The following is a 12,662-nucleotide window of genomic DNA, read 5'->3' as shown; positions in this document are numbered from 1 at the left end:
TCACATTCACCTTGATGCGTCGACCTTGAGCGCGGCAACGACATTCTCCATGCCAGCGCTGCGAGACCCCTTGACCAGAACACTGGCCCCGGTGGGTAGATGGTTACGGGCGTAAGCTTCCAGCTCTGCCCGCTCGATAAAGTGCTTGCCACCGGCCCCGAAGGCCTCGGCAGTCGCCTGAGCGCCCTCGCCGCAGGTGGCAATGAAATCTATGCCCAGCTTGCGGGCGTGATCGCCCACCTCGGCATGCAGACGCTCGGCGTCGGCTCCGAGTTCGCCCATGGCGCCCATCAGGAACCAGCGCGGCGCAGGCAGTGTCGCCAGCAGATCCAGCGCCGCCAGCATGGCGCCGGGGTTGGCGTTGTAGCTGTCATCCAGCAGACGCGAACCGTTGATGCCCGCCACGACACCCAGCCTGCCGGGCACGCTCTCGGCGCTCTCGAGCCCGGCGATCACCAGATCACTGTCGATGCCCAGTGCCAGGCACGCCGCGGCAGCCGCCAGCGCATTGGCCACGTTGTGACGCCCCAGCAACGCCAGCTGGACACGACCGAGCGAGCGGCCATCAAACGTCAGTGCGAAAGCATAACGCCCGAGTTCATCCGCGCCTAGCTCACGCGCCTGCAGGCGTGCCGGGCGATCAACGCTATCCACGCTGCTATCCACAACGCCATCCGCAACGCTGAAGTCGATGACATCGACCGCCTGGCCGGTTGCGGCCAGCGCCTGCCATAGCGAGAAGTAGGCGTCATCACGGTTGAGCACCGCGACCGGACGTCGCCCTCCCAACGGGCTCAAGCCCGCCAGAATCTCGCCCTTGGCTTGGGCGATCTGCCCCATGCCGCCGAATTCGCCGACATGGGCGCCGGTGACATTGGTGATCACCGCCACTTGCGGGCGCGCCAGGGCCGTCGTCCAGGCGATCTCGCCGAGATGATTGGCGCCCAGTTCGACCACACCGTGCTGGTGGGCGTTGCTCAAGCGCAGCAACGTCATCGGCAGGCCGAAATCGTTGTTGAGGTTGCCGTGATTGGCGAGGCTTTCGGCCTCGAAACGCGCGGCATCCCGCACAAGGATGGCATGCACCAGGCCCTTGACGCTGGTCTTGCCACTGTTGCCGGTCACCGCGATCAGCGGCCTCCCCCAGGCACGGCGACGCGCTGCCGCCAGCAGCCCGAAGGCCAGGCGGGTATCCGCGACGACGATCTGCGGCAGCGGATCATCCACTGCCCGCTCGACCAGCGCCGCGACGGCGCCATTGGCGCGAGCCTGGGCGAGGAAGTCATGGGCGTCGAAGCGCTCACCCTTCAGGGCCACGAACAGCGGTGCGGCCTGCTCGCCAAGCTTGCGGGTGTCCGTCTCGATGGCGCCCAGCACCTGACCACGCAATGCCTGTGGCAACTGCGCCCCGAGCACCGCGGCTACTTCCTCGAAGGTGTCCAGAGCGACGGGCTGTTCAGGCGCACTCATGCGTCACGCTCCTGACCTTCCAGCATCGAGAGCTCACGACGCTCCAGCGCCGCGACCGCATGGGCCACATCGGAAAACGGCAGTCGCTGACCGTCGATTTCCTGATAGTCCTCGTGCCCCTTGCCGGCGATCAGGATGACATCATGCTCGCCGGCATCGCGGATGACCTGGGCAATGGCTTCGCCACGCTCGGCGATATCCAGCACGCGCTCGCGGGCATGGATGCCGGTCATCATCTGCTGACGGATGGCGGCGGCATCCTCGGTACGCGGATTGTCATCGGTGATCACGACACGGTCGGCGCCCTGTTCGGCGGCCGTGGCCATCAGCGGGCGCTTGCCGCTGTCGCGATCGCCACCACAGCCAAGTACACACCACAGGCGCGCATCATCCCGCGCCGGCAGGTGGGCACGCAGCGCGGTCAGTGCCGTCTCGACGGCCTCCGGCGTGTGGGCATAGTCGACCACCACCACCGGCGCGCCATCACGACTCAGGCGCTGCATGCGGCCCGGCACCGGCGTCAGACGCGGCGCGGCGGCAAACAGCCCCTCGAACGAATAGTCGAGGCCATGCAGGATTAGCATTGCCAGCAAGGCGTTGTCGAGATTGAAGCGCCCCATCAGATTGAGGCCCAGCTCGCGCTCGCCATCCGGCGTCGCGATCACGGCAACCTGGCCCAGCGGCTCGGGGAAGACATCCAGCACGCGCAGGGTCGCGACATCATCACGCCCCATTGCCAGCACGCGCACGCCGCGCTGCATGCCGGCCAGCATCAGACGCGCCAGCGCATCGTCGGCATTGAGCACCGCAAGCTTGAGTTCGGGGCGCTTGAACAGCTTCGCCTTGGCCGCCGCATAGGCCGCCATGCTGCCGTGATAGTCGAGGTGGTCTCGCGAAAGATTGGTATAGCCCGCGACGGTGAAGCGACAGCCATTGACGCGCCCTTGATCGAGCGCATGGGAAGAGACTTCCATCGCGATCAGCTCGGCACCGGCAAGACTCAGGCCCTTGAGCGCCGCCTGCACGGCCAGGGCATCAGGCGTGGTGCGCTCGCCCGCGACCAACGCGCCGGGACGCCCGATGCCGAGCGTACCGATCATGCCGGCGGGCGTGCCCATCGCTTCGGCCAGCTCGGCGATGTAATGGGTGACGGAAGACTTGCCATTGGTGCCCGTGACCCCGACCAGCGTCAGCGACTCGGGCACACTGAAGGCCTGGCGGCCCAGCTCACCGAGCTGCTCGCCCAGGTTCTCGAGCCAGACGACTCTGGCATCGTCTGAATGCAGTGCGAGACGTGCATCCCCGCCTGCGGGTCTTTCGGCCAGCACCAGCTCGGCACCGCCCTCAAGCGCCGCGGCGATATAGTCGCGGCCATCGCTGGCGATGCCGGGGATGGCGATGAAGAGGGAGCCCTGAGCGGCACTGCGACTGTCGATCGTCAGGTGCCAGTCATCGCGCGCGGCAAGCCGTGCACGGCAATCGTCATTGAGAGCGCCTGGCCACAGCGCCAGCAATGCTGCCAGCATGTCTGTCGCCGTGGCCAACGGGCGCGCCAGAAACTCGCCCAGGCGCCTGGAATCGTGCGGTGAAGTCATGTCGGAAGACCTTCCTTGTTCCCGATGTCCCGGAACGTATTCACTACATGAGAAAAAAGACGCAGTCGCCCGCCCAAGGCCGACGACCGTGCCACATGAAAAGCGTTACTCACCGACCTTGCTGTCCGGCGGCACATCCAGCAGGCGCAAAGCCTTGCCCACCACGCGCCCGAACACGGGCGCCGCCACCAGACCGCCGTAATATTCTTCCCCTTTGGGGTTTTCGATCATCACCACGGTCACGATACGCGGATCAGACACCGGTGCCACACCCGCGAACAACGAACGATACGCGGTCTTCTGATAGCCACCGGCCGTCACCTTGCGCACGGTGCCGGTCTTGCCGGCGATGCGATAGCCTTCGACCACCGCCCGCTTGGCTGGCCCGTTGGGCTGCACGATCTTCTCCATCATGCCGAGCAAGGCGTGCGCGTTGTCCGATGAGATCACCTGGTCACCGACCGGCGGCGTCTTGACCTTGAGCAGCGACGGCGGCACACGACGGCCGTCATTGGCGAGCGCGGTGTAGGCGCTGGCCAGCTGCAGCGCCGAGACGCTGATACCGTAACCGTAGGAGATGGAGGCCCGCTTGCTGCGCGACCAGTTGGTCGGCGGCGGCAGCACGCCGGTCGTCTCGCCCGGGAAGCCGGTGCCCGGCGCCTGACCGAGGCCCAGCTCATAGTAGCGATTCCACACCGCATCATCCTCGAGACTCAGCGCCATGCGGCTCATGCCGATATTCGAGGAATGATAGAGAATGCCCGCCATGTCGAGCTTGCCGTAGTTACGGAAGTCACGAATGGTGAACTGATCGACCCGCATGTAACCCGGCGTGGTATCGATCACCGAGTCCGGCTGATACTTGCTGGAGGCAAGGCCGGCGCTCATCGACAGCGGCTTCATCACCGAGCCGGGCTCGAAGGCATCGGTGATCGCGCGGTTACGCAGCCCGGCGGGATCAAGCCCGGCACGGTTGTTCGGGTTATAGGACTTCTGATTGACCATCGCCAGCACTTCGCCGGTGCGCGCATCCATCATCACCAGGGTGCCGCCATCGGCGCGGTGCTCCGCCACGGCCGCCTTGAGCTCACGGTAGGCCATGTATTGCAGACGCAGGTCGATGGAGAGTGTCAGGTCGCCACCGGGCTTGGCTTCGCTGATCAGGTGCAGGTCACGCACCAGGCGCCCCTTGCGGTCCTTGAGCACGCGCCGCTTGCCCGGCGTACCGGAAAGGTAGGAATTGTAGGCAAGCTCGAGCCCCTCCTGGCCCTTGTCATCGACGTTGGTCACGCCGATCAACTGGGCGGAGACTTCTCCGGAGGGGTAATAGCGCTTGTATTCCTGCTTGTGGCTGACGCCCGGAATATCGAGGTCAATGGCAGGCTGAGCCTGCGGCGGGGTCATCTGGCGCTTGATGTACATGAAGCCCTTGCCGGCATCGCGATAGCGGCGGACGCGTGCGATCAGATCATCCGGCTTCTGCCCCAGCGCGCGCGCCAGCAATGACAGCCGCACGGGGTCGTCGGGCACCTTGCGCGGGTCGGCCCACAGGGTGATGACCGGCGTGGAGATCGCCAGCGGCTCACCGGTGCGATCGGTGATCATGCCGCGGTGAGCATTAATGCTGTCGACACGTAAGGTGCGTGCGTCGCCCTGATCCTGCAGGAACTGCTGATCGAAGAGCTGGAGATAGCCGATGCGGCCGACCAGAGCGACAAGCCCGGCCAGCACGATGAAGAGCATGATGCGATAGCGGGCTGGCCCCATGGCCGCACGCGCGCTCTTGCGGGCACCGCTTGCGGCCTTGGTACGAGCGGGCGTCTCAGCGCCGGCGGCTTTGCGCGGGTTGCGCGGGCGAGACGAAGGCGGGCGACGCGTGGCCATCAGCGAATGACCTCGACATCGTGGACATCCGGGACGCGCATCTCGAGTCGCTCGATGCTGATGCTTTCGATACGCGCCGGCGCCGACCAGGCGCTTTCTTCCAGCAGCAGGCGGCCCCAACGTGCACGCGCATCATCGCGCGCCGCTTCCAGCTTCTGCAGCTGGGCATATTGGCCGCGCGAGAGGTGGGAGCTGATCACGACAGCAGCGGCAGAGCCGAGCAGACTGAGCATCAGCACCGCGAAACACAGGTGACGCCAACGCATCTGCACCTTGATCGGCCAGTTACCCGTCCAGCCATCCTGTCTCCGTCCCGCCATGCCGACTCCCTAATCACTCTGAACGTGATGCCCCGCATCACGAATATCCTTGCAGACTGCCAACGTGCAGGCGCGATGTTCGCTCACTTGTTTGAAGCGCCCGGCGCATTATGTCAGCAAGTGGCGTTAGCCGCTAAGAGTTGCAGCACGGCAACACTTGTGTCGTCCTTTCACCACAGCCCACTTGCGCGCGCGCCTGCCGGTAGGCAGGCGCAGAAAGAGGCACGATTCCCCAGAGGGAGCACTGACGCTATTTGAGCTTTTCGGCAATGCGCATCACGGCACTGCGCGAACGGACATTGGCATCGACTTCGCTTTGCGAGGCCTTCTGCGCCTTGCCCACCAGCTTGAGACGCTTGTTGAGCTGGTCTTCACGGATCGGCATGCCACGCGGCGCCTGATCCCCCCGCGCCTTGTCACGCATGAAGCGCTTGACGATGCGGTCTTCCAGCGAGTGGAAGCTGATCACGACCAGACGACCGCCGGGCTTGAGCGCCTCGAGACCGGCATCCAGCGCGCGGGTCAGCTCATCCAGCTCACCATTGATGTGGATGCGGATCGCCTGGAAGACACGCGTCGCCGGGTGCTTGTGCTTCTCCCAGTTGGGGTGGGCATCCTTGATCAGGCTGGCGAAGTCGCCGGTGCGCGTGATGGGTCGCTCGGCGCGACGCTCCACCACGGCGCGCGCCAGACGCTTGGCATAACGCTCCTCACCATAGGTCTTGAAGACCCAGGCCATATCCTCGGCACTGGCACGCGACAGCCACTCGGCGGCGCTCTCGCCACTGGTGGGGTCCATGCGCATGTCCAGCGGGCCATCATTCATGAAGCTGAAGCCACGCTCGGCATCATCCAGCTGCGGGGATGACACGCCGATGTCGAGCAGGATGCCATCCAGCTGGCCGTGCACGCCCTCACGCTCGGCATACTCGCCAAGACGCGCGAATTCACCGGCATGGATACTGAAGCGCTCGTCATCGATGGTCGCGGCTTCCGCCAGCGCCTGGGGGTCACGATCACAGGCGACCAGACGCCCCTCGGGCGCCAGGCGCGACAGGATCAGACGCGAATGGCCACCGCGACCGAAGGTGCCGTCGAAGTAGACGCCGGCCGTGTCCTGAATCAGGCCATCGACCGCGCCATCGAGCATGACACTGACATGCGCGAAGCGATCAGCCACTTCGACGGACTCGGTATCGGCAGACTCGGTAACGGAAGGAGCGCTGGGCTTGGACATGACGAAACTCTGGACCTTGGCACGCGATGCGAGCAGTGAAAGCCGGTGGCAAAGGACACCGACAGCATAAGAGCGGAAACAGCGCCTGCGTGCAGCAGGCAAGCGGCTGAAACACGAATTCAAGTGCCATAACCGACAACCGGCGCCTGTCACGGCAGCGTGTTCGTTGCCATCCAACTGCAATGGTCATTCACGAAACACGCAGCGGACGGCGCCGGTCATGCGAATTCAAGGTGTGCTGCCATCGCTCGCATCGCGAAGGCTGGCAGCACACTGACGTTATAAGGCGGGAGATGGCCGATAAGCCGGGTCTTGTCGTGGACAGTCATTCATCTAGGCCCTGAATCACTTCAGGGCTCAAGCAACCAACCCGCCCCCACTGCGGGCAGCAGCATAGGGGGCCTATTTGGTCTTGCTCCAGGTGGGGTTTACCTCGCCGCGAACTGTTACCAGCCGCGCGGTGCGCTCTTACCGCACCCTTTCACCCTTACCGGTCAGCCGAAGCTGACGTAGGCGGTCTTCTCTCTGCTGCACTTGCCGTCGGCTCGCGCCGCCCAGACGTTATCTGGCACCTTGCCCTATGGAGCCCGGACTTTCCTCCCCCAGCTTGCGCTGGCGGCGACTGTCTGGCCGTCTCCCAAGCGCGCAAGACTACCAGTGTCATGGGCCTTTCACAAGACGAAGCCCGCGCAGGCCGAACAATGGCAGCGGCAAAAAAGTCTGGCGTGACAGAGGTTTGCTTATTCCTCTGCCGCGTCCTTCATGGCTTGCGCCTTGGCATACCAGGCTTTCTTGCGCCCGCCCACCAGACGCGTGGCGATGGCGGCCATCTGCTTGACGCCGACGCCCTCCTCGAACAGCACCTGCAACAGGGCGTCGCCTTCGACACTGGCCGTCTCGTCGCCGTCACGTGCCGGCGCCCCTTCGATCATGACCACGAATTCGCCGCGGGTCTGATCACTGTCAGCGTCCATCTGCGCCAGCAGCTCGGCCGCCGTGCCATCGAGGAAGGTCTCGAAGGTCTTGGTCAGCTCACGGGCCAGCACGACCCGGCGCTCGCCCAGCACCTCGCGGATATCGCCGAGCAGCGCCTGGATGCGGTGCGGAGACTCGTACAGCACATGGGTGGCGCTATCGTCGCGCAGCGCGGCAAGGCGCGCCTGACGCGGGCCACCCTTGTGGGCCAGAAAGCCTTCGAAGGTGAAGCGATCCGTCGGCAGGCCCGCCGCGCTGAGGGCGGTGATCAACGCGCACGGCCCCGGCAGCGGCACTACCTTGAAGCCACGCTCGCGCAGGGCGCGCACGACGATGAAGCCGGGATCGGAGATCAGCGGCGTGCCGGCATCGGAGACCAGCGCGACGCGTCGGCCTGCCTCCAGCGCCTGACACAGCTGGTCGACGCGGCCACGTTCGTTGTGATCGTGCAGGGACATCATGGGCACTTCCAGGCCCAGGTGACGCAGCAACCGCGCGCTGTGGCGGGTATCCTCGGCTGCGATCAGGTCCACTTCTCCCAGCACCCGCGCGGCGCGGGGACTGAGATCATCGAGGTTACCAATCGGCGTGGCGACCACGTACAATACGCCTTCAGAAGACTCGGACATTCAATGCTTCGACTCGTTGAACTCAATGGTAGAAATGGTCGTCAGACACAGGCAGATTGCCTTGGGACATTTCATCCGAAGGACGCTGCATGCGTGGCCCTGATCGACCGAGTGCCATGATGCCTTTCACCCTTCATCACAGTAGGCGGCGATGCAGTCCTGACCACATCGCCCATCAGCCAAGGGACCGTCGTACATGCGCCAGACATGGAATCGTGCATCAGCCAATACGCTGGGCACTTCGTCAGCCATCCGGCAGGAGGCCGCGCGCCGTTCACGTTCCGGCCTGCGCACGCTGGCGGGCCTCGCCGCCTCCGCCCTGCTGCTGGCAGGGTGTGCCGGACAGTCACCGCTCTCCAGCGGCCCCGGGGCCGATGCCCTGCTTGCTCAGGCCGAGCAGCAACAGGGTCAGCAAGCGGCCAGTACGCGCCTGCAAGCTGCGGACATCCTAGCACGCAGCGGCGACAACGCGCAGGCGATCACCATCGCATCCGACATCGACCCGACAAGCCTCGAGCCGCAGGAACGCGTGCAATGGGCCCTGCTGCTGTCGCGTATCGCGCTTGAGCAGCAGGACGGCTGGAACACGATCCTGGCCACCTCGGTGCTCGAGGACAACATCCAGATGTCCGGCGATGACCAGCGCACACTGCGCAAGCGTCGCGGCCTGGCGCTCGGCATGGTCGGCGAGCCCCTAGCCAGCGCCCAGACCCTGATCGCCCTGCAGGCCGACAGCGATGACCTGAGCATCAACGACACCCTGTGGGAGCAGCTCACGCGCCTCTCGCCCAGTCAGCTCAATGAGCTGGCCAGTGCCAGCCCCACCGCCAGTGGCTGGACGGACCTGCTGCGCCTGCAGCGTCGCTTCGGTGGCAACATCGACCAGATGTTCTCCGCCATCAACGACTGGTCGGACGCCAACCCGCAGCATCCCGCCGCACGCCAGATGCCGCAGGGCATTCTCGACCTGCGCGAGCTCTCCGGCCAGGAAGTACGCAAGATTGCCGTCTTCCTGCCCGAATCCGGCTCGCTCAAGCGGATCGCCCAGGCCATCCGTGAGGGCATCGAGGCGCGCCATCGCAGCGCCATCGACAATGCCGAGGCCACGCCGCAGTTGAGCTTCTATGACACCTCGAGCGCGGACCTCAAGACCCTGTATGCCCGTGCCACCATGGATGGCGCCCAGGTCGTGCTCGGCCCGCTGGACAAGAAGCTGGTCAGTCAGCTCGAGACCCAGAACAGCCTGCCGCTGCCGACACTGGCCCTCAACTACGGCACCCATGACAGCAACAGTGCCGACAACCTGTTCCAGTACGGCCTGTCCGCCGAGGACGAAGCCCGCCAGGTCGCCATGCGCGCCGCGCTTGATGGCCATCGTGGCGCCGCCGCGCTGGTGCCCAACAATGCCTGGGGCCAGCGCGTCTACAGCGCCTTCCGTGACCGCTTCGAGCAGGAAGGTGGCGACATCGTCTCCGTCGAGCGCTACAACCCCAAGGGCGCCGTCAGCTCAGCCGTCAAGGACCTGCTGTCGGTCTCGAACCAGGATCAGGCGCGCATGAAGTCCGCCAAGAAATCCGGCAGCAAATACGGCCGCGCCCATTCCGGCAACATCGACATGATCTTCCTGCTGGCGCTGCCGAGCTATGCGCGTCAGGTGCCGCCGATGCTGGACTTCTACTACGCGGGCGACCTGCCGATCTACGGCACCTCCCATCTCTATGACGGCGCACCGCAGCCCGATCAGGATGGCGACCTCAATGGCGTCGACTTCGTGGACATTCCCTGGGAAGTGCCGGAGGCCTCCTCCGGCGGCAAGGCGTCCCTGCCGGAAGTCGACACCTACCGCGCCCTGTCCGACGCCTCACCGCGCATGCTCAAGCTCAACGCCATGGGGGTCGATGCCTATCGTCTGGCCCAGCGCGTACCGCTGATGCTGGCCGGTGCAGGCGGCGAACTCTTCGGCGCCACCGGCAGCCTCTTCCCGCGCCACGATGGCCGCATCGAGCGCACGCTGCCCTGGGCTGAATTCAGAGGTGGCGTACCGCGTCCGCCACTGAAAGGCGCCAACAGCCGCACCGTCGAAGCCTACACACCTTGACATGACACGCGCCGACTCGCCCTCTGGCAAGGCGCACCCGCCTCCCCAGCGTCGCGCCCGAGCGCGCGGCGCCGTCATCGAGGCGGAGGTAGAACAATGGCTGGCAGCGCGTGGCCTGACACCCGTCACGCGCAACCAGCATGCCAAGGGCGGCGAGATCGACCTGATCATGCGTGACGCCGAGACCCTGGTCTTCATCGAGGTGCGCTACCGGGCCAACTCCCGCTTCGGCAGCGCGCTGGAAAGCGTGACCCATACCAAGCAACGCCGGCTGATCACTGCCGCGCGTTTTTATCTGGCCCAGCACGGGCTATCATGTTCCTGCCGCTTCGACGTGGTAGGCGTGGAGGGGACCTCCCCTCGTTCCATTCACTGGATTCGCCACGCCTTCGAAGCGTTCTGAAGCCAACGACCAAGAGCCATCATGGATTTCCAATCGCGTATTCTCGGCCACTTCAACGCCAGCATTGACACCAAGACCTACGCCAGCGAAGTGCTGCCGCCCTTCATCGAAGCGGCCAGCCAGATGATGGTCCAGAGCCTGGTCAATGACGGCAAGATCCTGGCCTGCGGCAACGGCGGCAGCGCCGGTGACAGCCAGCATTTCTCCTCCGAGCTGCTCAACCGCTTCGAGCGTGAGCGCCCGAGCCTGCCGGCCATCGCGCTGACCACCGACACTTCCACGCTGACGTCCATCGCCAACGACTACAGCTACAACGAGGTGTTCTCCAAGCAGATCCGCGCCCTGGGTCAGCCCGGCGACATCCTGCTGGCCATCTCCACCAGCGGCAACTCCGCCAACGTGGTGCAGGCCATCCAGGCGGCTCACGACCGCGACATGCGCGTCGTCGCCTTGACGGGCCGTGACGGTGGCGACATGGCGTCACTGCTGGGCAGCGAAGACTGCGAGATTCGTGTTCCCGCCACCTCTACGGCACGCATCCAGGAAGTCCATCTGCTGGCCATCCACTGCCTGTGCGACCTGATTGATCATCAGCTGTTCGGCAGCAACGAGTAATCCGCGCGCCCCACGGCATTCACCAGGAGAAAACGGCATGACGCCCAAGAACCTGCTTTCCCTCATGGCCACCGCCGGCTTCCTGACGCTAGCCGGCTGCACCACCGTCGCCGACCTGACCAACAGCGGCCCGATCGACGAAGACTATGGCGATCGCACCCTGGGCGCCCAGGTGGAAGACGAGAGCATCGAGACCAAGATCGAGGTCAATCTCGGCAAGACCGATGCCCGCTTCAATGATGCCCACGTCAACGTGAACTCCTACAACGGCATGGTGCTGCTGACCGGCCAGGTCGCCAGTGACGAGCTGAAGCAGAAGGCCACGGACATCGCCAAGGACGTGCGTCGCGTGCGTCAGGTGCACAACGCGCTGGAAGTCAGCGCCAATGCCCCGGCCAGCCAGCGCGTGCAGGACACTTGGCTGACCACGCGCGTCAAGGCCACGCTGGCGGCGGATGCCAACATCGACTCCGGCCGCATCCTAGTACTCACCGAGAATGCCAGCGTCTACCTGATGGGTATCGTGACCCGCGCCGAAGCCGACCAGATCGTCAGCAAGGTCTCTGAAGTCGGCGGCATCCAGCGTATCGCCAAGGTCTTCGAGTACCTCGACTGATCGAGGTGGCGCACCTTGCATGCCTGGCATACCTGACATGCAGAGCGCCCTGAACGAAAAGTGCCCTAAACGAAACGTACCCAGAATGAAAAATGCCCCGCAGGCCGAAGCCTGCGGGGCATTTTTCATGACAGGAGCGACATCAGGCGGGCAATGGCCAACCCTCATCCATCGCCCCCACCTGCCGACGTGATTACTTGATCACGCGCAGCGAAGGACGCCCCTTGCGCGGCGGCTTGGGCTGATCATTGTCATCAGCCCCCTGCTCGTCGCTAGCCGAGTCTGACGCCTGCTCTTCACCGGCGACTTCGGCATCAGCGCCTGGACTTGTCTCGACGGACGCATCCGCTGACTCTGGCGCCTCTTCCTCGACGGGCGCACTGCCGACACTGGCCAGCGTCGGGCGCGCTGCGGCGGCCGGCTCGGCATCTGGCGCGGCTTCACCGAATGTCATCTCATCGGCACCCGGCATCACCGGCTCGTGACCGAAGACCATACCGACACCGTTTTCACGCGAATACAGCGCGACCAGGGCCGCCGTCGGCACGCTGACGTGCATCGGCTGACCACCGAAGCGGGCATTGAAGCTGACCCCTTCATTGGCGATCAACAGATCACGCACTGCACCGGGTGCGATATTGAGCACGATCTGGCCGTTCTGGACGTGTTGACGCGGCACCTGGACACCTTCCTGCTCGGCGTCCACCACGATGTACGGCGTATTGTCGTTATCCAGCAGCCACTCGTAGAGTGCGCGTGCCAGATAAGGGCGACTGGAAAGCATGGGAGAACCTCTTGAACTGCAATGAGTGTCAGCGAC

The 12,662-nt window shown here is 64.9% G+C and carries 11 protein-coding genes and 1 other RNA gene; 4 read left to right on the top strand and 8 right to left on the bottom strand.

Going from position 1 to position 12,662, the window contains the following annotated elements; genetic code table 11:
• Positions 1–6: 6 nt before the first annotated feature.
• The 7 genes from CLAM6_RS03745 to rsmI all read right to left on the bottom strand — a co-directional run bounded on the left by CLAM6_RS03745 (position 7) and on the right by rsmI (position 8,110).
• Positions 7–1,470: a UDP-N-acetylmuramoyl-tripeptide--D-alanyl-D-alanine ligase gene (locus CLAM6_RS03745; RefSeq protein ID WP_153635181.1), complete on the bottom strand. Its 1,464-nt coding sequence runs from the start codon at positions 1,468–1,470 to the stop codon at positions 7–9.
• A complete protein-coding gene (locus tag CLAM6_RS03740; protein ID WP_242007735.1) occupies positions 1,467–3,065 on the bottom strand; it encodes a UDP-N-acetylmuramoyl-L-alanyl-D-glutamate--2,6-diaminopimelate ligase in 1,599 nt (532 codons plus the stop codon). Before CLAM6_RS03740 ends, CLAM6_RS03745 begins: the two co-directional genes overlap by 4 nt.
• Positions 3,066–3,170: 105 nt before the next feature.
• Complete coding sequence (locus CLAM6_RS03735) at positions 3,171–4,832, bottom strand: peptidoglycan D,D-transpeptidase FtsI family protein (protein WP_054555193.1); 1,662 nt, start codon at positions 4,830–4,832, stop codon at positions 3,171–3,173.
• Between the two features lie 116 nt (positions 4,833–4,948).
• Positions 4,949–5,269 carry a cell division protein FtsL gene (gene ftsL / locus CLAM6_RS03730; protein WP_043332508.1) on the bottom strand — a complete coding sequence of 107 codons (321 nt, stop codon included), beginning with the start codon at positions 5,267–5,269 and terminating at the stop codon, positions 4,949–4,951.
• Positions 5,270–5,519: 250 nt separating this feature from the next.
• Positions 5,520–6,506: a 16S rRNA (cytosine(1402)-N(4))-methyltransferase RsmH gene (gene rsmH / locus CLAM6_RS03725; RefSeq protein WP_153635180.1), complete on the bottom strand. Its 987-nt coding sequence runs from the start codon at positions 6,504–6,506 to the stop codon at positions 5,520–5,522.
• A 285-nt stretch (positions 6,507–6,791) separates the two neighbouring features.
• Positions 6,792–7,144, bottom strand: an RNA gene (rnpB, locus tag CLAM6_RS03720) — RNase P RNA component class A.
• Positions 7,145–7,246: 102 nt separating this feature from the next.
• Positions 7,247–8,110 (bottom strand): 16S rRNA (cytidine(1402)-2'-O)-methyltransferase, encoded by an 864-nt coding sequence (gene rsmI, locus CLAM6_RS03715; RefSeq protein WP_153635179.1) that lies wholly within the window; start codon positions 8,108–8,110, stop codon positions 7,247–7,249.
• A gap of 196 nt (positions 8,111–8,306) precedes the next feature.
• Between rsmI and CLAM6_RS03710 the strand changes: the two genes are divergently transcribed.
• The 4 genes from CLAM6_RS03710 to CLAM6_RS03695 are packed head-to-tail and all read left to right on the top strand — an operon-like array spanning position 8,307 to position 11,842.
• Positions 8,307–10,208 (top strand): penicillin-binding protein activator, encoded by a 1,902-nt coding sequence (locus CLAM6_RS03710; RefSeq protein WP_153635178.1) that lies wholly within the window; start codon positions 8,307–8,309, stop codon positions 10,206–10,208.
• A gap of 1 nt (position 10,209) precedes the next feature.
• Positions 10,210–10,611 (top strand): YraN family protein, encoded by a 402-nt coding sequence (locus tag CLAM6_RS03705; RefSeq protein WP_052384397.1) that lies wholly within the window; start codon positions 10,210–10,212, stop codon positions 10,609–10,611.
• A 21-nt stretch (positions 10,612–10,632) separates the two neighbouring features.
• On the top strand, positions 10,633–11,226 hold the full coding sequence (locus CLAM6_RS03700) for a phosphoheptose isomerase (RefSeq protein WP_043332512.1): 594 nt from the start codon (positions 10,633–10,635) through the stop codon (positions 11,224–11,226).
• Between the two features lie 37 nt (positions 11,227–11,263).
• On the top strand, positions 11,264–11,842 hold the full coding sequence (locus CLAM6_RS03695) for a BON domain-containing protein (RefSeq protein WP_153635177.1): 579 nt from the start codon (positions 11,264–11,266) through the stop codon (positions 11,840–11,842).
• 193 nt (positions 11,843–12,035) lie between these two features.
• Here CLAM6_RS03695 and CLAM6_RS03690 read toward each other — a convergent pair whose 3' ends face one another.
• Positions 12,036–12,626 (bottom strand): ClpXP protease specificity-enhancing factor, encoded by a 591-nt coding sequence (locus tag CLAM6_RS03690; protein WP_153635176.1) that lies wholly within the window; start codon positions 12,624–12,626, stop codon positions 12,036–12,038.
• Positions 12,627–12,662: the final 36 nt, after the last annotated feature.

The sequence above is a fragment of the Cobetia sp. AM6 genome (assembly GCF_009617955.1).
Lineage (GTDB): Bacteria > Pseudomonadota > Gammaproteobacteria > Pseudomonadales > Halomonadaceae > Cobetia > Cobetia amphilecti.
Note: the sequence above shows the minus strand (reverse complement) of the source record. Positions and strands in the feature narration are given on the sequence as shown.

What these genes read in the sequence shown, in the direction of transcription:
- CLAM6_RS03745 (WP_153635181.1), bottom strand. Translation starts at nt 1,470, where the DNA reads ATGAGTGCGCCTGAACAGCCCGTCGCTCTGGACACCTTCGAGGAAGTA.
- CLAM6_RS03740 (WP_242007735.1), bottom strand. Translation starts at nt 3,065, where the DNA reads ATGACTTCACCGCACGATTCCAGGCGCCTGGGCGAGTTTCTGGCGCGC.
- CLAM6_RS03735 (WP_054555193.1), bottom strand. Translation starts at nt 4,832, where the DNA reads ATGGGGCCAGCCCGCTATCGCATCATGCTCTTCATCGTGCTGGCCGGG.
- ftsL (WP_043332508.1), bottom strand. Translation starts at nt 5,269, where the DNA reads ATGGCGGGACGGAGACAGGATGGCTGGACGGGTAACTGGCCGATCAAG.
- rsmH (WP_153635180.1), bottom strand. Translation starts at nt 6,506, where the DNA reads ATGTCCAAGCCCAGCGCTCCTTCCGTTACCGAGTCTGCCGATACCGAG.
- rsmI (WP_153635179.1), bottom strand. Translation starts at nt 8,110, where the DNA reads ATGTCCGAGTCTTCTGAAGGCGTATTGTACGTGGTCGCCACGCCGATT.
- CLAM6_RS03710 (WP_153635178.1), top strand. Translation starts at nt 8,307, where the DNA reads ATGCGCCAGACATGGAATCGTGCATCAGCCAATACGCTGGGCACTTCG.
- CLAM6_RS03705 (WP_052384397.1), top strand. Translation starts at nt 10,210, where the DNA reads ATGACACGCGCCGACTCGCCCTCTGGCAAGGCGCACCCGCCTCCCCAG.
- CLAM6_RS03700 (WP_043332512.1), top strand. Translation starts at nt 10,633, where the DNA reads ATGGATTTCCAATCGCGTATTCTCGGCCACTTCAACGCCAGCATTGAC.
- CLAM6_RS03695 (WP_153635177.1), top strand. Translation starts at nt 11,264, where the DNA reads ATGACGCCCAAGAACCTGCTTTCCCTCATGGCCACCGCCGGCTTCCTG.
- CLAM6_RS03690 (WP_153635176.1), bottom strand. Translation starts at nt 12,626, where the DNA reads ATGCTTTCCAGTCGCCCTTATCTGGCACGCGCACTCTACGAGTGGCTG.